This window comes from Methanosarcina sp. WWM596 (assembly GCF_000969965.1).
Lineage (GTDB): Archaea > Halobacteriota > Methanosarcinia > Methanosarcinales > Methanosarcinaceae > Methanosarcina.
In genome coordinates this window covers 2,445,262-2,466,939 of record NZ_CP009503.1, presented here as the reverse complement: position 1 = coordinate 2,466,939, position 21,678 = coordinate 2,445,262, and the positions used below count along the sequence as shown (strand labels likewise).

Here is a 21,678-nt window from a genome sequence, read left to right as displayed (position 1 = left end):
AAACGGTTTCTCAGTCCGGGTAGAGAGTTCTGGCTTTCCAGCTCCCATCCAGCTTAAAACAAGGCTTTCGAAACTGTCCTCTGTATATGAGATGATAGGGTCATTTTTGTAATTCGTATTGAGATTCCACCGTAAATTTCATCCGGGTTTACTCTCCCCGGAAACGTTTCTGCCTAATATTCCCTAATGTTATACAGGGGTACATTATAAAGTTTATTGTACAGATTTAAAATTATTATTCATGATGTATATTTCTGATAGAGGGAAATAATCAGGGACTGTGGACACCATAAAAAACCTATTTTTTTGGTTCCCATGAGGAAATTCCTGATATAACTCTCATCACAGGAGGGTTGGAATGACCCCAACTATAATAAGCTTACGCAGCTTTTACTACTCTCAACAGAATTACTTTTAAGTAGAAACAGTTTTAAAAAAGAAGCATGTACCCCGCATTTCCTATGTGCAGGAAGTCAAATATGCAGAATGTTAAATGTACAGAATGTTAAATGTACAGAATGTTAAATGTACAGAATGTTAAATATGCAGAATGTTAAATATGCAGAATGTTATTGCCTTATCTGTGAAATAGTCAGAACCATCACCAGTTGCCACTCAAAAAAAGGCACGGAATATAGAAAGATACAAAGTAATTTCTGTAGACTTATTTTTAATATGTTCATTTATGGATTGCTATAACTACTCGAAAAAGAAGTTCCTTTATGGAACCTTCCAGTGATAGTGATATTGGTTCTTATTACTTTCTTATTCCTTTCTTATTCTTTTTTATCTCTTTTACTTTTTTAAAACCCTGTAAACAAGATGCACATATTTCTTTTCCACGATTTCATTTTTTACAAGTTCGAGTTGAATCCCGCTTTTCTCAATGCCTCTGAAAAGGTTTGTCCCATTTATCCCCACAATCTCCGGAGCCAGGACCAGGCTGATCTCCTCAACAAGCCCCTGTTCGAGCAGTATGCTGTTCAGTATTCCTCCACTGTCCGAGACCACAAGTTTAAAACCATACCGTTCATTTGCAATTTCAAGTGCCTGCTTAACATCCACACGTCCCGCTCCTGTCCGGATAAAGTCGTAGTCCCTTTCCCTGAGGTAATTGATGTAAGGCTCAGGAGTCTTTTCCGATACAAGGACGATCACATCTTTACTGTAATCGGAACGCCTGAAAACGTGCATCAACCCTTCGAGAACTCCACGAGAATCCGCGATCATCCAGTATGCCCGGGTGTCATCAGGCTGGATTTCAGGTTTTTTGAAGTCCGCTTCTTCTTCCGGAGGGATTTTTTCGCAAAAAAATTGTGTTCCCGCCTTTGCGGTGTTTGAACCGACTATCATGGCATCAGGCTCGTAACTGCCCAGGATTCCATAATGAACATCAAGGTTTGCCGTAAAGCCAGTAGTTGAGCCATCGAGACTTATGGTATTGTGTATAACCAGACTGGGTAGCATATTTTCACCTATTCTCCCAAATTAAGCATTCAATAAACTTATTCTATATTGGAAGATATTTAATCTGGATGCATGCTCTGGAATTTGAAGGCGTATCAACGTCTTTTGCAGAAAAAAATATTATCAGAGACATCTCTTTTTCAGTCGAGAAGGGCGAGATCTTCGGGCTGCTGGGCCCAAACGGGGCTGGAAAAACCACCCTTATAAGGCTGCTTCTTCATATAAAAGGAATCGGGAGAAATCCGGGTCTTTGGGGGTTCTCTGGATCCTGCTGCAAAAGATAGGATAGGCTACCTTCCTGAGGAAAGAGGGCTGTACCGGAAAACAAAGCTTCTGGATATGCTTGTCTACCTTGCACAGCTTAAAAATATCCCCAGGAAAAAGGCTCAGGCGCGTGCAGAGTCTCTTATGAAATCCCTGGACCTGTACGAACACCGGGGAAAAAAGGTAGAAGAGCTTTCAAAAGGGATGCAGCAAAAAATTCAGTTCCTTTCTGCTGTCATCCACGAGCCTGAACTTATTATTCTTGACGAGCCTTTTTCAGGGCTCGATCCCGTGAGCACGAAAGCCGTTAAAGACAAAATTCTCGAGTACAGGAACGCAGGCAGGACCGTTGTCCTCTCCACGCACATGATGGAACAGGCGCAGAAGCTCTGCGACAGGATCCTTATGCTAAATAAAGGCGAGCGAGTGCTTTACGGCACCGTTTCAGGGATCCGAAAGGAACACGGACAAAACTCCCTGCTTGTGGAGTTCGCTGAAAAAGGGAATCTGGGTATTATTCAGGAAATTCCAGGCATCAGAAAAATCACCGAGCGTGAAGGGGCAATTGAGATCTTGCCTGAGGAAGGCATAAGTGCACAGGCAGTTCTTCGAAAGCTTGTACGGAGAGCCGAAATCCTGCGATTTGAGCAGGCACTTCCCTCCCTCAACGAAATATTTATTGAGACTGTGGAGAGTGCTTCTGGTGAGTAAATTATCCGGAAAAACCTTTATTGTTGCCAGGCACGAGTTCCTGAAAACCATAAAGCGTAAAGAGTTTCTTTTCATGACCTTTGCTTTTACTCTTCTCCTTGCCGGAATCGCTATTATTCCCTCTCTGCTTGCCAGTACCACTCTTGCCGAAGACCAGAGGATAGGCTATATTGACATGACCGGCTCCTTCGATATTCCAGAATCCTCAACCAGTGAAGGTTTTTCTGTAGGACCACTGGGGGCAAAGCCCTCAACTATAGAGTTTGTAAAGTACGAAAAGAACTCTGAAGCCAGGGAAGCCCTGCAGTCAGGGCAGATTTCTTCCTATCTTATAGTCCCTGCAAATTTCCTTGAGACCGGCGTGATTGAACTTTATATGAAGAAGCGTAAAACCCCTGAGTCTTTAGGTCAGGGATATAAGCGTCAACTTCAACCCTGATTACGTATGTAATATTCTGCTGACTCTTTACTCACATTTCCGATAAAAGACAGGATTCCCTAAGTTCAAGTCAAAGAAAAATCCTATACAGTCTTTCCCTGTGCCTCAGCATTACTCTGTAGACTTTGAAAATAACACTGTCAAGCTTCCTAAAATAGAACCAATTAAAGCAGTTCTACATAGAAAGTTTGAAGGCGAACTTAAAACAGCTACCGTTTCGAGAACTTGTAAAGGATGTTACTACATCAGTATCCTTGTTGAAGATGGTAACGAGCTTCCTGAAAAACAGAGCTTCTCCGAATCAACAACTGTGGGAATAGATGTAAGTATCAAAGACTTTGCTGTACTATCTACAGGCGAGAAGGTAGAGAATCCTAAGTACTTGAAAACTCTCTTAAAAGGCTCAAAGTATTACAGAAAAGAGTTTCAAGAAAACAGGAAGGTTCTAAGAACAGAGAAAAAGCTAAACAAAGATTAACCGTACTCTATGATAAAATAACAAATCAGAGAAATGATTTTCAGAACAAACTCTCTTTTAGACTTGTTAGCGAAAACCAAGCTGTAGCTCTGGAAACTCTGAATGTAAAAGGTATGGTTAAGAATCATCATTTCACGTTTATAGCTGCATTTCCTCTTATATTCATGCAGGTTATCCTTACAAACCCCGACAGCCCGCTTTCAGTTTTTCTTTCACTCTTTCCTTTTATCTCTCCTGCATCCATGCTTGCCAGAATGGGGACTTCGGAAGTGCCTTTCTACCAGATCACAGCGAGTTTCTTTATCCTCTTTGTTTCAATTCATGCAGTAATCGTGATTTCAAGCCGGTTGTTCAGGGTTTACCTGCTCATGTATGGAAAAAGGTCTGGGGTAAAGGAAATCCTGAAGAATATCCGGGAAGGTGGCAGGTGAGGAAAAATGAAAAACGATATTTTTCGATTTAGACAGTATCTCCGAATGATATACGGCATTTCTATACAACAAACTAACCATGTAAAAATGTAGTGCTGTTTCCAAATTTTGTGGGATCACTATCAATGGTTCCCTGATGATCCATTGACCTATACACTGGTTCAATGGAGGTAGCCACACAATTCTGACTTCTTTATCCGACTCAAAAATCCCTTAAAAACGCAAACTCTTAAAAAAATTGGAGTTATTAACTTCGAGTTTTCCATAATATTACATAATCCATACTAAAACTTAGCTTTCAAAGATGCATGATTTCCGATATCGTACGGTTTTGTTTGTGTAGTACTAAGAAATGAATTCTCGTAACTGTTCAGATTATCGAAGCGTCATCATTTGGCTACATCTGCTACATCTTTAAGTACATTTACTTTCCTTCTCTACTTTCCATTCCTTAATTGCAGGCTAAATTTCTCAAACTTTTTTCCAGACCTGATTTCTCAAGTATTACTTTCCATATTTAGTTTATAAGCCTGATAATCCAGGCTTAATTTTCCATACATTATTGCTGCCGTAATTCAGCAGCAGGGTCAGATAATCTTCAGATATTCCAGCATCAGGGCATCAATCAGTTCATCTGTTGTGGTTTCATTGCTGTCGTATAGCTCAAAAAAATTATCTTGTCCGGGTCGAGGGAGAGCATCTGCTCAGCGGAAACCATGTTTGTGCTGGATTCAGTATATGCGTTGCGTACATTGATGATGTCTTCCGTCATAGTCATCTAGGTTGATCCTGGACTGAAAGCGTAGCCTGCACCACCTTTGTCCTTAGCCCATGTCGGGGCGCCGAAGTACAGCACCTTTTTTCTCCTCCTCCGGGATATCAGCCGTCAGGCTGCGGATAAACTCAACATCCGAACTGATGGTTTACCCCGCATGTCGGTAACCGTGTGGTACTGTATCTGAACGGAGGGATTGAAACCAGAGGGATCGGAGTCAGAAGGGAGGGTCGAGCTGGAGGAAGTTTCCGCAGTGTCGACACATCTCGATACCAGAAGAGCTTCAAGAAGTACGCTGATGAGTATGAAAACTGGCATTAAACGCGCTGGTCCATCTCCCACCAGAGTTTTACTCGCATTGAATTTCCGGAAAGGACCAGTTCACTTCCATCTTCTTGCAGGACGGAGGAGAGGTATTCCCGGAGTATTTTTTCCTGGGCATCTGTCTCGACGCGGTATTCTTGTTTTAAGTCCTTGACAGCCGCATCAAGGTCGGAGAATACTCGGGTATATGGCAGTTGCAGGGTCTCCATGTTTGGGTAGATTTCCATATCATAGAGAACATGGAAAAGAACATCAGTCTTCGGACCGGAGCGGTACTCCTGACCGTGCAGGGTTGGCCAGAGCTCAATCATCCACTTTTCCCAGGGGGAAATTCCCAAAAACCAGTAGAGACATACACGCTTCGTTGCCAGTTTACACATTTTTTCCACGGCGGCACGGATGTCCGGCATCCCGAGAGAGTAGGAAGCAAATACGATGTCATAAGGGCCCAAAAGTTCTGCAGGGTCAACGTCTTCCCACTTCTTTGCAACGATTTCCAGATTCTTAACCCCTTCTATGAGGGCGAACTCCTTCATGACATCAACCATGCCTGCAGCAGGTTCCACGGCAGTTACATGGGCACAGCGGGTGGCAAGGGGTACTGCAAGGGTGCCCGGTCCGGCTCCTACATCAAGCACCCTGGAAGCCGGTCCTGCTCCCAGATCAGCAAATACCTTAGCAACTCTTTGAGGGTTTTTGTTTGAACGTGTGAGGAATTCGCGGGCACTCTCCTTTGATTCCCATATCGATGCGCATTCTCCTTTCCCTCTTCTGGAAAGGTTTTGCTCATATAGATTTTTCCAGACCTCGTTCCAGTCAATCTTGTGAATATCCATTCCTGTTTTCTCCTTCCGAACTCTATGTAATTTGGCTGTTGACCTCGAATTTGTAGGTCGTGAATTGGATTATTGTCATATTATCAGGGAATTGTTATTTCTTCCGAAGCGACGCAGTCTCTGGCAGCAATGCAGCGGGGCATAACCATCTGTAAGGTTCCACAAGAGGGTTTTGAAAGACGCCTGAAAGACGCTCTGAAAGACCGCTCCTGCAATTGCAAGCGCTCCTCCGACCGAAACCGTCTGAGGGATGCAGAGGATGTGGATATCCCATATAATGGTAGAATGCATGTTCTGCATTTCAGCCGAATTTCCCAGCCCCAGGTGGACCCGGAGAGTGGCAAATACCTCTGAGTGATCTCCGTCCCGCTCACCATAGCCCCTACAGCCGTAGCTGCAAGCAGGAATGCAAGTGCCTCATTAATGAAGATTTTATGCAGCTCAGAAAAATCCTCAACTTCTTCCCACCCTGCCCTTTTTAATATTTTATGTAGTGTCGTGTATTATGTCATCTATATGCTGCTCCGAAATGTCATCTATATGCTGCTCCGAAATGTCATCTATATGCTGCTCCGAAATGTCATCTATATGCTGCTCCGAAATATGATCTGTACAGGGGGGTCGCTGGCTATATTCATACATTAAGATAATATATTCACACAAAATATTTTTCTTTTTTAAGGTAATTATTCATAATACATATCTATACCGGTTTTATTAGCAACTAATCACAATAATCTGAAATAAAAAATAATCAGATGCAGAGAAGAACGGGGAAAACAAGAACGGTAAATACATGAAATAAAAAGAAGATAAATATAAAAAAGACTTCATTCACCTGTAAATAAAATTAACAAAGTAAACATCCTTCCAATCGGTAGAACTTCTATCCTATTAAAATGGAATAATGGAATAATTATCGATCCTTATCGTTAACAAACAACTCCGTGAGAGATCCTACGATTACTGAAGTCCCTAACATGTAGATGGCAAGTACGGCAGTATAGGTTATGCCGAAATAATGAACCATCACAGGTAGAAGCGGAAGTTTGACGGCACGGGAATAGAGAAAAGTACTGATAAAGGACGTTCTCATTCCACTTTTTTTAAGGTCTGAAAGGAGAGGGTACCATACATACATAGGACCTGAGCTAAGGATTCCTGTTCCGATTGAAAAGAACCAGCCTTTTATTCCCGCATGCTCTCCCAGATTCTTTATTACCTTTTCGGGTTTCACAAAAAGTTCGAAAAGGAACAGGAAAATAAAAACCAGAATAAGAATAGGGAGCACTTTCAAAAGGATCGAATACGTTCCTTCCAGAGCTTCATTGAATAATTGAGGAAACGTAAAATATATTGAAATGTAGACTGCAGCCATCAGAGCCAGAAAGTAGTACTGTTTCATGTTACGACCTCTTTCTTCATAATCTCTTTCCACATAAAATCTCCATAAATATCATAGCCTCCCAATCACTGTCTCAAAACAAAACTCCGATTATCTCCACGGTTATTACCACCAGTACGGCTACAGGAACTGAAACAATAAAGCAGATCAAATTCCTTGCCAGGGCAAATTTTTTCCCGAGTAGGTCGATCTCGGCAGGAAGGTGGATTAGTCCTACAGTAACCCAGGTCAGTAAAAAAGCCGTAACCGCAATAAGAGAAACGCCTTCACTGAGAAGCTCGCCTCCTACAACATAACTGGTGATAGGGTTTCCTGCTGCAACACTTCCGATTATACCTCCCAGCAGTGGGTCGAGAAAAATGTTGCCAGAAAATATTTTCGAATAAGCACCCTCCGGAACCGCAGCGTTCAGGAGGCTGATTGCAGAGATGACCCCTAGCAGGAGAGGAATACTCTGGTTTATCGTATTTAGCGTCTTCTTTACACTTTTTTTCAGACGGGACCTGCTTTTGGGACTGATTATATGTGTACCACCTTGGATTTTCCGGGATTTTTCAGTAAAACCTTTCAATAGCTTATAATGATAATTTTGATTACCCTTCATAAAAGCTTAATTGATGGAAATAATTCCTTTTAAAAAATAACTACAGTGTCTTCGAATGAGATATAGGATTCTCACACGGCAAGCTAACCATATAAAAAAGTAGTGTTATTTCCAAATTTTGTGGGATCACTATAAATGGCTTCCTGATAATCCGTTGAACTATACTCCAAGTCACTTGTTCAATGGGAGTAGCCACATGATCATGATTTCTTCATCCGACTCAAAAATTCCTTAAAAATGGAAACTCTTAATTAAATTTGAGTTATTGAGTTATTAACTTCGAGTTTTCCATAACATTACACAATCCATACTAAAATAATAACACAATCCATACTAAAATAATAAATAAGTGAGCTTGTATTCGTGAATAAATCTAAAAGTTCATAAAGTGACCCGAAAATACTGTTATAGCAGAGAGTTTGAGGCTAATTAAGTTACCTTTTCTCAAGTATACACTGAAGATTCCTTTTCTCAGGTGTACACTGGAGATTCGGGGAAATCGAGACTCATCAAAGAAACATGGATTCTATCGACATGATTTTATAATATTACTTACATACTTATAATTGGTTCATAAGGGATTACTGTAGAATGGAGCAAATGCAGGACAGCCTCAAAACTGATCCAGTAATGATACTTCATGACACAGGATACTGTAGAATGGAGTAAAAGCAGGACAGCCTCAAAACTGATCCGGTAATATTATACTTCATGACACAAGGTAAACCTTGTGAACCACCTGACTTTCTCTTTTACTTCTGACTTTCTCTTTTACTTCTGACTTTCTCTTTTACTTCTGACTTTCTCTTTTACTTCTGACTTTCTCTTTTACTTCTGACTTTCTCTTTTACTCAACGCTCAAATCCCTTAACTACTGCTTTTTTCAACTAACTACTGTTTTTCTAAACTTTTTTCCTGTTGGAAATCCTGGCCATTACTTTTGCTTCCCCCTTACTTTTGCTTCCCCCGGCGCTTTGTGAAAGATGGCTTTCCAGAAATTTCGATTGGGAGCACCCCCACCTCCCAACCATTCACATCATCCTTTTTCAAAGATTGCCGGGTTCCAAAAACTTATCTATGGCAGCTTCCACAACTGGTACTTTCATTAGCCGAAATATGAGTTTCGGGGATGCTGCCGTTCAACAGGGCAGATTTCGCCTTGAAAACAGCGTCTTCCGGGCCTGCAGCATAGATGTCAGCTCCTATCTGGTCAGCCCAGGCCTGAGTAATCAGCGATCCTCCGACCCCTGTTATTACCTTATCCCGTATCCCTGTGGCTTTGAGCTGCTCTTCAATCTGGATCTGCCGGATCATGGTGGTACTCATGGAGGCTGAACTGAATACAATATCTGCTTCTTTCTCTTTTGCTTGTGCAGCAAAGCTTTCAGCCGAAATCCCGTCTCCAAGATTAATGACTTCAAAACCTTCTTCTTCAAGCGCAGCCGCAATACTATCCTTTCCGTAAGTGTGAGAATCTCCTTCAACAGTGGCGATTATGACTGTCCCTGCACTCTTGGTTTCCTGTCCACTGGAATCTCCGGCTGATACCGGGAAAACTAATTGAGAAGCAATCATTCCCAGGACTAACAGAACAAATAGATTCAAATTCTTTCCGTACATATTTTGTTCTCCTTTCTTCTCCGGACTTACTCTGTCTTATTGCACCTGTTACCGTCTGTAGTTTCTGTATTTTTTACAGTTTTCCCGAATACAAGGGGGAGAAAATCATAATTCGTTTCTGTTACGTTGTAAGGAAGGTCCGCAATCCGATCTCCATCCTCATCCGGAGCTGTTTCTGAGAATCCATCTCCTTCCGGAGAAGCCCAGAAATTCCCGCCAAGGTAAGGCCCTCCTGCGATATTCATGCCCTCAGTCTTTGAAATGTTCCAGGTATTTGTTCCGTAGTCTTCGGCGTTCTGGCTGTTATTCAGGTAATTGTTATAGATTACATTATAATTCGAACCTGTCCCATCGGTCCAGTTCGGGTTAAAAGAGATTCCTACACTATTTCCTGAAATATTATTTCCTGAAATTGTATTGTTGCCGCAGCCTTCTGTATATAGTCCATAGGAGCTGGCTGTGATGGTGTTATTTTTCAGGGTATTCTCTTCACTGGCCCCGTAGAGATAGACCCCTTCATAAGCCTCTGAAAGGAGATTTTCTTCAAGAGTATTGTTACAGCTTGCATCCCCAAGGTCTATACAGCACCAGCTGCTCGAGGTAACTGTGTTTTCTTTCAGGAGGTTGTCTGTGCTCACATCGCAGAGCCAGACCCCTGCCATGTTGTTTGAAGCCTTGTTTTCTCCTACAAAGCAGTTTCTGCAACTGCTTAAGATGAAGGCATCTCCTTCATTTGAATTGACAGAATTGCCCCTTAGAGTTGTAATAGAACAGTTTCCGAGGTAAATCCCATGTTCGTTGTTTGAGATGTTGTTTCCTTCAATAAGAGAATTTTGAGTATTGTACAGGTAAATTCCAAAACTGCAGTTTTCAAGAACCAGGTCTTTGAGGGTGATATTTTCACAGTTAATGCAGTAGACAACTCCTGCATTCGAACTTGAATCAAGAGTCTGATTTGAAACCCCTACAAGATAGTATATCGGTTTTCCATCCACCGTATTGCTGGTGTCTATGGTGTTGTTCATTTCTCCTCTGTAGTGATAGGTATAAGCCCCGAAATTCCTGCTGTTGCAGGACATTTTGTTGTTTTGAAGCGTGTTGGAGTTTGAGTCAAGATAGATTCCCCACTGGTTTGATTTTACCCTGTTTCCTTTCAGGATACTTACATTCGAGTTTCCGAGGTATATACCGTACATCGCGTTTGATTTTGCGATGTTGTTTTTGAGCAGGCTTTCCCCTGAATCGAGAAGGTAGATTCCATAAAAGTTGTTTGATGTTTCCGAGTTAAGTATACGGCAGCCAGATGAGTTTTCCATGTAGATCCCAACGGCTCCTCCGAAGGCGCAGTTATTTTTGAGGGTATTGTTTTGGGATGAATTAAGATAGAAGCCGTAATGACGGTTAGAGGTTGCCCTGTTATCTTTAATTATGTTCTGTTCTGAACTTTCAAGCCAGATCCCGTCATCACTGTTAGATAAGCGGTTATTTTTCAGAGTGTTCTCATGCGAATCTCTCAACATAATGCTTCTCCAGTTCTCAGAAAAATAGTTATTACTGATTTTACTCCCAGAAACCCCGTCAAGGTAAATACCATATGTTGAATTTGCTCCTTTCAAAGTGAATCCGCTGATTTTTACAGAATCAGAAGTCACATGGAACAAAGGGATTTCCGGGTCCAGGGGAGCGATTACGGTTTTTTTTGGATGAGAACTCTCTGAGCTTATTTTCAGAGATTTATTTACGAGTACGTTTTCACTGTATACACCTTTTCCAACAAGGACAATGTCTCCATCAGAAGCAGCATTTATAGCCTCCTGAAGACTCCCGTATGCTCCTGTACCTCCTCCTTCTTTCACATAAAGAGTAGTTGCGGCTGCGGAACCTGATATAAGGATAAGCAGCGTAAAAACAACAGTAAATATGAGTATTCTCTTCCCTTTCAATAGTTGTCATCCTCCTGTAAATGAACCCCGATTTAGTCTTCGCTTATGATTTCTTAAAGGAATGCTGGAGGAGTCTTTCTCCTGAGTACGCCCTGGGGTTTGAGCAAATTCCAAAGAGCAAATGGTCCTAAAAATCTACTTGCAGTCCATTCAGCAAAGCCCTTGTCCAGCTTAACCTTATGCAGAGTCTTAAATGGGGTCCGTAGCTGATTTAAAAAAAGAGTTCTGTTTTTATTATTTAGACCTGATTATTTGGGTAACAACTTTATTCTTTTACTGCTTATTAAGATTTGAGAACTAAGAAAGGAAACCAGTGGACTTTTGTCCATAGCTGGTTATGATAGGTCCGCCTGGATACAGACCGGAGCGATGTGGTTTACCACCTGGAGAGCGATGCTTTCAAGGAAGTTACGGATGTTCCAGGGAATCTTATCCAGGGTACGGGAGGCAAAATTCAAGCTGCCTATGATTTCTTTACCATACTTAAGAGGGATTACCGCAACTGCTGTAATTCCTTCTTCCTTTACCGCTTCAGCCATATGTTCCGAGTAAAAATCCAGGGAGTAAATGGGCTTTTCGGTCCAGATCTGTTTTGACTCATTTGAGTCTGCCTTATATTTTGAAACCTTTTCTTGAAATTCAGGTGAAATTCCCCGGGATGCAGTAAGATTTATCTGGTCCAGGAGTTCGTCCTTAATATATACGCCTCCGGCATCCAGCCCGTTTATCTGCAGGCAGGCATCAAGCATCATGTCAAGAATGGCATGAAGATTCCAGGTAGTATTAAGTTTAGTTCCAAGTTCCCGCTGGATCTCAAGCATTTTCTGGGCTTCTTTTCGTTCGGTAACATCTACAACAAGACCCTGAAAATGAGTTGCTTTCCCTTCTTTGTCCCTCTGGATAAAGGTTTTCTCATCCACCCAGAGCATTTTTCCGTCCCCTGTGAAAATTCTGTACTCAATACTGAAAGAATCCTGACCCTCTGCGATGTTGCGTTTGAGGGTTTCAATAACCGTTCCAATATCATCCCTGTGAATTATGCTTCCGTAAGGGATTTTTCCTGAAGTGAAATCTTCTACAGTGTAACCGAACTGGGCCACGTTTTCCGAAACATATTCTGCAGGCAGGTTTTCTTTGTTTTCCCACAGAAAAGCTACTGCAGGGCTGTTGCTGATTATGGTTTTCAGCAGCCTCTGCATTTCAAAAGATTTCCTGAGAGCTTCTTCGTTCTCTTTTCTTTCAGTTACATCAAGGACAAGCCCCTGTAAGTGGGTTACTTCCCCGTCTTCACTCCTCTGGATAAATGTCCTTTCGCTGACCCAGCGCAGGTCTCCGGCTTTTGTGAATATCCTGTACTCCGCGTTAAAATCAACTTCACCTCTCCGGATGCGCTTTTCAAGTGTCTCTTCAACTTTTTTCAGGTCATCGGGATGGATGATATCTCCATAAAAGATATCGCCGGAAATAAAATCCTTAACCGTATACCCAAAATGGACAACGTTTTCCGAAACAAACTCTGAAGGCCACTTTTCCTTATTTTTCCACAGGAAAACCACTGCAGGACTGTTGTTTACCACGGTCCTGATTATTTCCTGCATCTTCAGAACAGATAACAGGTCTACAATCCCTATTGCTGCAACAACCTTCCCGTCCTCCGAAAAAATAGGAGAAACAACCACATTCCTACCGAGGTATATGCCTCCCTTCGGGACTCCACGCACGGTCTTTCCGGTCCTGAGCGCCTCTTCGAGTACAGGTCCCGTATATTCCCTGTCAATTATTTTCCCTTTTTCCAGGCGAAGCCCCTTTTGATTGAGACTGCGGATGGTGGTTGGAAGCTCTAAAAGGGAATGGACTGCAACTGCAATTGCCTCAAGTTCCTCAGGTCCTGCATTTTCAGATATCACAGAAGTAATTCTTTTACCCCCAGAAGGATTATGATATTTTAAAACTAAAGGTAGGAACATTTCATCAGGTAAAATATAGTGCTGAAAATCAATGCCCAGCCATTTCGATACGATACTTTTCAGAGAATATATATTCGTTCTTCATTTATATAAAGGAGATTTTTCAAATACTGACTTTTCGGTCATGCATGATATATTTATTCAGACTCACATTAAGGATCTATTCAGAACCTATTAAGAACCTATTAAGAACCTATTAAGGGACCCATTCAGGACCTATTAAGGACCCATTCAGGACCTATTAAGAGCCTATTAAGAACCTATTAAGAACCTATTAAGGGACCCATTCAGGACCTATTAAGGACCCATTCAGGACCTATTAAGAGCCTATTAAGAACCTATTAAGAACCCATCCAGGACCGATTTTTTGATTGAAAAACACGTATATCCACCGTGATCCTTTTCGCTGCTTTCAAGAGGACTACTCGATGAGTTATTTCAGTGAGCTTCACTCAAGCAGACTCTTCCGATAAATTAAGAAAAAAAATGAAAATCAGAACGGACTCCAGCCGAAAATCACGGAAAAAATTAAAAGCTTTCCTGCATTTCTGTATCTCCCTGAGCCTTTACCAGGCATCCAAGAGTGCAGTAAACGGCTTTATCAGCCACTGATTCCAAAACAAAAAACTCTGTGTTGCAGATTGGACAAATTTTTTTTATGTATTTCACGAATAAACCACCTGAAAATAAGTTGTCTAAACTAAAAAACGCGCTTAAAATATTTAAAATGAACCCGCATGATTTAGGCATAAAATCCACACCTGAAAACGAAAAAATGGAGGCTTGAGCCGCCATTTGTTTTAAAACAGAAATGTTATATTTGCTTAGTCCCGGCCCCCTTCCCAAACTCCCCCGGCGCAACCGGACCAGAATAACAGCAAAACCCCTCTCTTCGACCCCTCAAACACCTGAAACCCTGCACCCCTGCACCTTCTTCCATCAGTCCGCATATTTTATCAACCCACGCATGCCCTCACTTTCCGGAAACCCTTAACTTTTTTTAAATAATTCCCGCATCGATTAATTAGTTACACATTTTTATAAAATTTACCAGAATTCAGCATAACTCCATAATGATCTATGCAAAAGATAAAGAGTATAAATAAGAGAATACTACACGAAAAATGCATGCGATATGGCTGAGAGAGAGAAACCAAAGGACTTAAATAATTATAAAGTGTAATTTACTAAAAATTATGAAAGTAAGGATATATTTTCTGGCAAGGACGCGGTAAAAATATGAAGATTGCAATAATTCTCGGCACAAGGCCTGAAATTATAAAAATGAGCCCTATAATCAGAGAATGTGAGAAACAGGGCATAGAATATTATATACTGCATACAGGCCAGCACTACAGCTACGAAATGGATAAAATATTTTTTGAGCAGCTGAAACTCCCGCAGGCAAAGTACAATCTTGATGTTGGATCAGGTCTCCACGGAAAACAGACCGCAAAGATGCTCGCCGGAATCGAAGAAATCCTGATAAAAGTATTGGAAAAAATAAAGAATTCTGTTGTGGATTTCAGATTCAAAATTAATCTAAACAACGACATATGAATGAGTATTCATAGACGAGAATAATTAACAGAGATAAATAAATCATATTCGATGGTGGGATCACCTATGAGTCAAAAGGCAAAAAAAATTCTTATAACAGGCGGTGCAGGCTTTATAGGAAGTAATTTTATCCATTATCTGTTAAAAAAAGATCCGCGTTTAGAGATCATAAATTATGATAAATTGACGTATGCTGGGAATCTTTGGAATTTAAAAGATATTGAAAATAATTCAAATTATCATTTCATCAAGGGGGATATCTGTGATAAAAATAACTTAGAGTCTGCTTTTAAAGAATACTCCCCTGAATATGTTGTTAATTTTGCCGCTGAATCTCATGTTGACAGAAGTATCCAGAATCCAGAGGAGTTCATTAAAACAAATGTACTGGGAGTGCAAAATCTCTTAAATATTTCGCATGAAAATTCCGTACAAAAATTCATTCAAATATCAACCGATGAGGTTTATGGCTCTCTCGGAAATTCGGGATTTTTTACGGAAAAGAACCATCTTGAACCAAACAGCCCTTATTCTGCAAGTAAAGCTTCAGCTGACCTCCTAGCAAGAGCTTATTACAAAACATATTCTTTTCCAGCGATCGTCACACGCTGCTCAAACAATTACGGACCTTACCAATTCCCAGAAAAATTAATCCCATTAATAATCTCAAATTGCTTGTATGGGAAAAAAATACCGGTTTATGGAGATGGACTCAATATCCGTGATTGGTTATATGTTGGAGACCATTGCTCAGCTATCGACGCAGTTATGCAAAAAGGAGAGATTGGAGAGACCTATAATGTTGGGGGAAATAATGAAAAAACCAACATAGAAATTGTAAAAACTATAATCTCCATCCTTTCGGAAAAATTACCTAAAAGTAGTATTTCAGAAGCTCTTATTTCTTTTGTAGAGGACCGAAAAGGGCATGACAGAAGATACGCCATTGATTCTTCAAAAATTCGGGAAGAACTCGGCTGGAAACCTTCAATGTCCTTTGAAGAGGGTATAAGAAAAACAGTTGAATGGTATTTGAATAACCAGAAATGGCTCAATTCTATTTTGACTGGAGATTACATTACTTATTACAAGAGAGTTTACGGACACAAGGCTGAGGGGAAGTAATATGCTAAACTGCATTTACTGTTTGAGTCCATTGATAATAAATGAAAATCGGCACATTTGCCAAAATTGTGGCAGAGTTTGTTCCACAGAAAATGGAATTTCAAGTTTTTTAAACAAAAACCAGCAAGAACATTTTCCAAGAGATTTTTTTGAAAGGCTTTATCAAAACGAAAACGACAATTTTTGGTTTCGAGTTAGAAACATTATCATTGGAACGACTATTCAGCATTATTTACCTCTCAAATCACGACTTATTGAGATGGGATGTGGTACAAGATTTGTTTCAAAGCATTTAAAGGGACTTGGATATCAAGTTGAATGTGCAGATCTATATTTAAAAGGGTTGAAATACAGCCAAAAAAGAAATGCAGGGAATGCATATTACCAGTTCAACCTATATGACCCCTTATTTGTAGAGGAATTTGATGGGGTGTGTGCATTTGACGTGCTGGAACATATTGATGATAGACTTGCACTCAAAAATATGTATAAAGAGCTCAAACCGGGTGGATTTTTATTATTAACAGTTCCAGCATGCAAAAAGCTCTGGTCTAATACTGATGAATTTGCAGAACATAAAAGAAGGTATTCTGCTAAAGAATTTAAAGAAAAAGTTGAATCAACTGGTTTTAAAATCTTAAAATTAAGTTATTTCATGACCTTTTTATTTCCGTTTATTGCATTTTCGAGGACGTTTGCTAATTTCTTATCTTTACATAGAAAATCAGATCTTTTAAAGTCAAAAACTCAAGTATTCAGCGAAATAAAAATAAATCCAGTTCTAAACCGCCTTTTTTATTTAATATTCAGAATTGAAGCTCAATTTATTTCATATCTTGATTTTAGATTTGGCAGCAGTTTACTTTTACTTGCCGTAAAAAGGAGGGATTAACATGAAAGGAGTTATTTTAGCAGGTGGAACAGGAACAAGACTTTCTCCCCTAACAAAAGTTACAAACAAACACCTTTTGCCTGTTGGTAAAGAGCCGATGATATTCAATCCAATAAAACAACTAATCTCGGCGGAAATTACCGATATTTTAGTGGTCACCAGTAAAGAACATATGGGTGAAATAGTTCGCCTGCTCGGAAGTGGAAAAGAATTCGGATGTGAATTCACCTTCAGAGTCCAGGAAGAGGCTGGAGGAATTGCACAGGCATTATTACTTGCAGAGAATTTTGTAGGTAGCGACTCTGTTGCTGTAATCCTAGCAGACAACATCCTCACTAATAGCATAAAACCCCATGTCGATGCGTATATAAAGCAGTTGAGCAGGGCAAGAGTTCTTTTAAAGAAGGTTGGAGATCCTGAAAGATTTGGCGTCGCTGCTCTTGATGAAAAAAAGAAGATGATAATCGATATTGAAGAGAAGCCGAAAAAACCAAAGAGTAGTTATGCAGTGATTGGAGTTTATATGTATGACCCCTCTGTTTTTGACATAATTAGAAAAATCAAGCCCTCTGACAGAGGTGAACTTGAGATCAGCGACGTCAACAATGAGTACGTAAAACAAAACCAGCTTACATACGGAATTGTAGAAGGGGACTGGACAGATGCCGGGACTTTTGAGTCTTTCCAGTACGCAAACGAACTTCTTTTTGAGATTAATAATGAGATCCAAACCAATGGCTGGATACAAGAAGATGAAATAAAAACAGAGGAATCCCACGCAAATTCCATTTAATAAACCTTATTTTACTGGAAATGAGCTGAAGTACATAGAAGATCTGTTTAATTCTGTACAAAATGGTGAAAACGACTTACATCTAAGCGGAGATGGAAAATATACTAAGCGGAGATGGAAAATATGCTTATAAAGTACAGGAATTTATGGAAACGAAGTTTGGAGCAAAAAAAGCCCTGCTCACAACTTCAGGTACAAGTGCCCTTGAACTTGCAAGTTATGCCCTTGACTTCAAACAGGAGAGACAAGGTGATTGTTCCGTCCTATACTTTCTCTTCAACTGTGAATGCAATTTTACTTGCAGGAGCAAAACCGGTCTTTGCAGATATCCAAGAAGAACTTGGCTGGGAACCTTCAATGTCCTTTGAAGAGTGTATATAGAAAAACAGTTGAATGGTACCTGGATAGTCAGGAATGGTCCGATTCTATTTCGACTGGAGATTACCTTACTTACTACGGGCGGGTTTACGAACAGAAGGTTGAGGGGAAATAATATGTTAAAATGCATTTACTGTTTGAGTTCATTGGAAAAAAAAGAAAATCGGTATATTTGCCAAAATTGTGGCAGAGCTTATTCCACAGAAGATGGAATTTCAAGTTTTTTAAACAAAAAACACCAAGAATCACATTTTCCAAAAAACTCGTTTGACAGACTTTATAAAAACGAAAACGACAATTTTTGGTTTCTAGTTAGAAACATTATCATTGGAACGACTATTCAGCATTATTTACCTCTCAAATCACGGCTTATTGAGGTGGGATGCGGTACAGGATTTGTTTCAAAGCATTTAAAGGGACTTGGATATCAAGTTGAATGTGCAGATCTATATTTAGAAGGGTTGAAATACAGCCAAAAAAGAAACGCAGGGAATGCATATTACCAGTTCAACCTCTATGATCCCTTATTTGTAGAGGAATTTGATGGGGTATGTGCATTTGATGTACTGGAACATATTGATGATGATAGACTTGCACTCAAAAATATGTATAAAGGACTCAAACCAGGCGGGTTTTTATTATTAACAGTTCCAGCATGCAAAAAGCTCTGGTCTAATACTGATGAACTTGCAGAACATAAAAGAAGGTATTCTGCTAAAGAATTAAAAGAAAAAGTTGAATCGACTGGTTTTAAAATCTTAAAATTAAGTTATTTCATGACTTTTTTATTTCCATTTATTGCATTTTCGAGGATGTTTGCTAATTTCTTATCTTTACATAGAAAATCAGAGACTATAAAGTCAAAAACTCAAGTATTCAATGAAATAGAAATAAATCCAGTTCTAAACAGCCTATTTTATTTAATTTTCAGAATTGAAGCTCAATTCATTCCATATCTTGATTTTAGATTTGGTAGTAGTTTACTTTTAGTTGCCATCAAAAGGAGGGATTGATATTAAAGGTATCATTTTAGCAAGTAGCACAGGAACAAGACTTTACCCCCTAACAAAAGAGACAAACAAACACCTTTTACTTATTGATAAAGAGTCTTTGATATTCAATCCAATAAAACTATGAATTGTGAAGGGAACTGGACAGATGCCGGAACTTTTGAGTCTTTCCAGTACGCAAGTAAAATGCTTTTTGAGATAAAATAAAACCAGAGGATTCCCATGCAAATTCCATTTAATAAACCTTATTTTACTGGAAATGAGCTGAAGTACATAGAGGATCTGTTTAATTCTGTACAAAATGGTGAAAACGGCTCACATCTTAGTGGAGATGGAAAATATACCCATAAAGCACAGGAATTTATGGAAACAAAGTTTGGAGCAAAAAAAGCCCTGCTCACAACTTCAGGCACAAGCGCCCTCGAACTTGCAAGTCATGCCCTTGACTTCAAACCCGGGGATGAAGTGATTGTTCCATCCTATACTTTCTCTTCAACTGTGAATGCAATTTTACTTGCAGGAGCAAAACCGATCTTTGCAGATATCCAAGAAGATACCCTGAACATTGACCCTGAAGATATAAGACGAAAACTCACACCCAAAACGAAGGCCATATATCCTGTCCACTATGCAGGTGTTTCCTGTGATATGAAACAGATAATGGAAATCGCAGCAGAAAACGACCTGAAAGTAGTGGAAGATGCTGCCCAGGGTGTCAACGCAAAGTACAAAGACAAATATCTCGGGACAATAGGGGATTTTGGCTGTTACAGTTTCCATGAAACGAAAAATTATGTTTGTGGCGAAGGAGGGGCTCTTTTAATTAATACTGATGATCAAGCGATGGCCGAACGAGTTGAGATCATCAGAGAGAAGGGAACTGATAGAAGCAAGTTTTTCCGGGGAGAAGTGGACAAATATACGTGGGTTGATCTCGGATCAAGTTATCTTCCAAGTGACATTCTGGCAGCTTTTCTATATGCCCAGTTGGAGAAACTGGATGAAATTCAGGAAAAGAGGATGAAGGTTTGGAATGCTTATTATGATGCATTTAAACCTTTTGAGGATGAAGGGAAAATCCGTTTACCAATTATCCATGATTATACCAAGCATAATGCTCACATGTTTTACATACTATTTGAAGACAATGAGACAAGAAACAATTTTATGAATGAACTAAAGAAAAAAGGAATTAATTCTGTATTTCATTACATTCCTCTTCATTCAGCACCTTTTGGGCTAAAATTAGGAAATAATGAAGGCGATCTTCCGGTTACAGAAGATATCAGCAAGAAGTTGTTAAGGTTGCCTTTATACGCTGGAATGAACGATGAAGAACTTGAATATTTATTGACTTGCCTAATGGAAAAATTAAAAAAATTATAAGAAGATGGTGGTTAACATCACTGAATATTCCATTGTGATTCCTGTGTACAATTCAGAATCTACATTAGATGAATTATATGGACGAATAACAAATGTATTTGGAGATATTACAGAGGATTACGAAATTGTATTAATCGATGATGGGAGTCGGGATAACAGTTGGAATATTATAAAACAACTTCATTCTAAAGACAAACGAGTGAAAATAATAAAACTGATTAAAAATTTTGGCCAACACAATGCATTAATGTGTGGCTTTAACCATGTTTGTGGTTCTAAAATAATTACAATGGACGACGATTTGCAGCATCCACCTGAAGAAATCCCTAAACTGATTTCTGCTTTCTGTGAAAATGATGAATTTGATGGCATTATTGGAAAGGCCTATGAAAAAAAACACGGGTTCATTCGAAATATGGGGAGTTGGTTTGTGGGAGAGATGGATAAACAGATATTTGGCAAGCCTAATAATTTGAAGATGGGATCTTTCCGTCTCCTTAAAAGAGAAATAATAGATGCAATGGTGCAAAATAAATCACATAATCCGACAATTGGACCAATACTTTTATCAACAACACTAAATTTGAAAAATGTAATGTTTGAGCACGAAGTAAGAAGGGTAGGCAAGTCAGGGTACAACGTACCTAAAATGATTAAAACCACATTGGATAACATTATAAATTATTCCACTATCCCCTTAAAAATAATTAGTATCATTGGGATATTTACATCATTCATTAGTTTTGTATTAGCATCTTATTATATTTGGAAAAAATTTGTTTTTAATATGGCTCCACAAGGATGGACAAGTTTAATCGTAATAAATCTCTTCTTCTTTGGGATTCTTCTATTCTCTGTTGGTATTATTGGGGAATACCTAATTAGAATAATCAGGCAGGTTAACAGCGATTCCCAATACATAATAAAAGAAACAAGTTTTTAAGATTTTAGTTAGAAATCCCCCATACACTTTTATAAATCGACAAAAATCGAGATGTGGCTTATAATGACTAAAAGACTTAAAACACGACTGAGGACATATATAGAAAGGATTTTGTTAGGAAGAAAAGGAGTTTATATTTATAACAACTGTAGATTTTATGGAGTTAAATTTTTAGGGAAAGCTACTATAGAGCCTTATTGCAGAATCAATGGATACCCAGGAACCGGAATAATAATCGGGAACAATTTTTATATGAATTCAGGGTGCCATATCTTAGGAGAGATAGAAATTGGAAATGATGTATTAATAGGCCCAAAAACAGTAATG

General features: G+C 39.5%; 25 protein-coding genes and 1 pseudogene. 14 read left to right on the top strand and 12 right to left on the bottom strand.

The window, feature by feature from the left end:
• Positions 1-795 precede the first annotated feature (795 nt).
• Positions 796-1,467 carry a dihydrofolate reductase family protein gene (locus MSWHS_RS10765; protein WP_048129931.1) on the bottom strand — a complete coding sequence of 224 codons (672 nt, stop codon included), beginning with the start codon at positions 1,465-1,467 and terminating at the stop codon, positions 796-798.
• Between the two features lie 68 nt (positions 1,468-1,535).
• Here MSWHS_RS10765 and MSWHS_RS22025 point away from each other — a divergent pair, with 68 nt between their 5' ends.
• The 4 genes and pseudogenes from MSWHS_RS22025 to MSWHS_RS22355 all read left to right on the top strand — a co-directional run.
• On the top strand, positions 1,536-1,751 hold the full coding sequence (locus MSWHS_RS22025) for an ATP-binding cassette domain-containing protein (protein ID WP_255350470.1): 216 nt from the start codon (positions 1,536-1,538) through the stop codon (positions 1,749-1,751).
• Positions 1,708-2,442 (top strand): ABC transporter ATP-binding protein, encoded by a 735-nt coding sequence (locus tag MSWHS_RS22020; RefSeq protein ID WP_369798985.1) that lies wholly within the window; start codon positions 1,708-1,710, stop codon positions 2,440-2,442. The genes MSWHS_RS22025 and MSWHS_RS22020 overlap by 44 nt, the downstream gene beginning before the upstream one ends.
• Positions 2,435-2,881 carry an ABC transporter permease gene (locus MSWHS_RS10755; protein WP_048159064.1) on the top strand — a complete coding sequence of 149 codons (447 nt, stop codon included), beginning with the start codon at positions 2,435-2,437 and terminating at the stop codon, positions 2,879-2,881. Before MSWHS_RS22020 ends, MSWHS_RS10755 begins: the two co-directional genes overlap by 8 nt.
• Before the next feature lie 46 nt (positions 2,882-2,927).
• Positions 2,928-3,790: pseudogene (locus MSWHS_RS22355) on the top strand (RNA-guided endonuclease TnpB family protein); the annotation flags it as partial.
• Positions 3,791-4,415: 625 nt separating this feature from the next.
• Here the strand turns inward: MSWHS_RS22355 and MSWHS_RS20400 are convergent.
• From MSWHS_RS20400 to MSWHS_RS20390, 11 genes are all read right to left on the bottom strand, one after another.
• Positions 4,416-4,568, bottom strand: coding sequence for a hypothetical protein (locus tag MSWHS_RS20400; protein ID WP_156148216.1), 153 nt, complete (start codon positions 4,566-4,568; stop codon positions 4,416-4,418).
• A gap of 108 nt (positions 4,569-4,676) precedes the next feature.
• The gene (locus MSWHS_RS20395; protein ID WP_156148217.1) at positions 4,677-4,883 is read right to left on the bottom strand and encodes a hypothetical protein; all 207 of its coding nucleotides are present in this window, start codon (positions 4,881-4,883) and stop codon (positions 4,677-4,679) included.
• Positions 4,883-5,725 (bottom strand): bifunctional 2-polyprenyl-6-hydroxyphenol methylase/3-demethylubiquinol 3-O-methyltransferase UbiG, encoded by an 843-nt coding sequence (locus MSWHS_RS10745; protein WP_048129933.1) that lies wholly within the window; start codon positions 5,723-5,725, stop codon positions 4,883-4,885. Before MSWHS_RS10745 ends, MSWHS_RS20395 begins: the two co-directional genes overlap by 1 nt.
• Positions 5,726-5,800: 75 nt before the next feature.
• Positions 5,801-6,016, bottom strand: a complete 216-nt coding sequence (locus tag MSWHS_RS10740; protein WP_197074603.1) for a hypothetical protein — start codon at positions 6,014-6,016, stop codon at positions 5,801-5,803.
• Positions 6,017-6,211: 195 nt separating this feature from the next.
• Positions 6,212-6,367: a hypothetical protein gene (locus MSWHS_RS21010; RefSeq protein ID WP_156148218.1), complete on the bottom strand. Its 156-nt coding sequence runs from the start codon at positions 6,365-6,367 to the stop codon at positions 6,212-6,214.
• Positions 6,368-6,641: 274 nt separating this feature from the next.
• Complete coding sequence (locus MSWHS_RS10730) at positions 6,642-7,130, bottom strand: permease (RefSeq protein ID WP_156148219.1); 489 nt, start codon at positions 7,128-7,130, stop codon at positions 6,642-6,644.
• A 73-nt stretch (positions 7,131-7,203) separates the two neighbouring features.
• On the bottom strand, positions 7,204-7,734 hold the full coding sequence (locus MSWHS_RS10725) for a hypothetical protein (RefSeq protein ID WP_197073919.1): 531 nt from the start codon (positions 7,732-7,734) through the stop codon (positions 7,204-7,206).
• Between the two features lie 1,071 nt (positions 7,735-8,805).
• Positions 8,806-9,354, bottom strand: coding sequence for a B12-binding domain-containing protein (locus MSWHS_RS10720; RefSeq protein ID WP_048159063.1), 549 nt, complete (start codon positions 9,352-9,354; stop codon positions 8,806-8,808).
• 26 nt (positions 9,355-9,380) lie between these two features.
• A complete protein-coding gene (locus MSWHS_RS10715) occupies positions 9,381-11,297 on the bottom strand; it encodes a NosD domain-containing protein (RefSeq protein ID WP_048159062.1) in 1,917 nt (638 codons plus the stop codon).
• Positions 11,298-11,632: 335 nt separating this feature from the next.
• Positions 11,633-13,204, bottom strand: a complete 1,572-nt coding sequence (locus MSWHS_RS10710; RefSeq protein WP_048159061.1) for a PAS domain-containing protein — start codon at positions 13,202-13,204, stop codon at positions 11,633-11,635.
• A 588-nt stretch (positions 13,205-13,792) separates the two neighbouring features.
• The gene (locus tag MSWHS_RS20390) at positions 13,793-14,014 is read right to left on the bottom strand and encodes a hypothetical protein (RefSeq protein WP_156151218.1); all 222 of its coding nucleotides are present in this window, start codon (positions 14,012-14,014) and stop codon (positions 13,793-13,795) included.
• 61 nt (positions 14,015-14,075) lie between these two features.
• Between MSWHS_RS20390 and MSWHS_RS20385 the strand changes: the two genes are divergently transcribed.
• From MSWHS_RS20385 to MSWHS_RS10670, 10 genes are all read left to right on the top strand, one after another.
• Entirely contained in the window at positions 14,076-14,258 is a 183-nt protein-coding gene (locus MSWHS_RS20385; protein WP_156151217.1) for a hypothetical protein, read from the top strand.
• 245 nt (positions 14,259-14,503) lie between these two features.
• Positions 14,504-14,824 carry a UDP-N-acetylglucosamine 2-epimerase gene (locus MSWHS_RS10705; protein WP_048159060.1) on the top strand — a complete coding sequence of 107 codons (321 nt, stop codon included), beginning with the start codon at positions 14,504-14,506 and terminating at the stop codon, positions 14,822-14,824.
• 66 nt (positions 14,825-14,890) lie between these two features.
• Positions 14,891-15,949: a dTDP-glucose 4,6-dehydratase gene (gene rfbB, locus MSWHS_RS10700; protein WP_048159059.1), complete on the top strand. Its 1,059-nt coding sequence runs from the start codon at positions 14,891-14,893 to the stop codon at positions 15,947-15,949.
• A 1-nt stretch (position 15,950) separates the two neighbouring features.
• Positions 15,951-16,841 (top strand): bifunctional 2-polyprenyl-6-hydroxyphenol methylase/3-demethylubiquinol 3-O-methyltransferase UbiG, encoded by an 891-nt coding sequence (locus MSWHS_RS10695; protein ID WP_048159058.1) that lies wholly within the window; start codon positions 15,951-15,953, stop codon positions 16,839-16,841.
• Position 16,842: 1 nt separating this feature from the next.
• A complete protein-coding gene (locus MSWHS_RS10690; protein ID WP_048159057.1) occupies positions 16,843-17,634 on the top strand; it encodes a sugar phosphate nucleotidyltransferase in 792 nt (263 codons plus the stop codon).
• Positions 17,635-17,748: 114 nt separating this feature from the next.
• Positions 17,749-18,015 (top strand): DegT/DnrJ/EryC1/StrS family aminotransferase, encoded by a 267-nt coding sequence (locus MSWHS_RS21615; RefSeq protein ID WP_369798944.1) that lies wholly within the window; start codon positions 17,749-17,751, stop codon positions 18,013-18,015.
• Between the two features lie 143 nt (positions 18,016-18,158).
• Entirely contained in the window at positions 18,159-19,025 is an 867-nt protein-coding gene (locus MSWHS_RS10680) for a class I SAM-dependent methyltransferase (protein WP_231585394.1), read from the top strand.
• Complete coding sequence (locus MSWHS_RS20380) at positions 19,003-19,149, top strand: sugar phosphate nucleotidyltransferase (RefSeq protein ID WP_369798943.1); 147 nt, start codon at positions 19,003-19,005, stop codon at positions 19,147-19,149. The genes MSWHS_RS10680 and MSWHS_RS20380 overlap by 23 nt, the downstream gene beginning before the upstream one ends.
• Before the next feature lie 95 nt (positions 19,150-19,244).
• Positions 19,245-20,408 (top strand): dTDP-4-amino-4,6-dideoxygalactose transaminase, encoded by a 1,164-nt coding sequence (gene rffA / locus MSWHS_RS10675; RefSeq protein ID WP_048159054.1) that lies wholly within the window; start codon positions 19,245-19,247, stop codon positions 20,406-20,408.
• Positions 20,409-20,412: 4 nt separating this feature from the next.
• Positions 20,413-21,351, top strand: a complete 939-nt coding sequence (locus tag MSWHS_RS10670) for a glycosyltransferase family 2 protein (RefSeq protein WP_052722697.1) — start codon at positions 20,413-20,415, stop codon at positions 21,349-21,351.
• Positions 21,352-21,678: the final 327 nt, after the last annotated feature.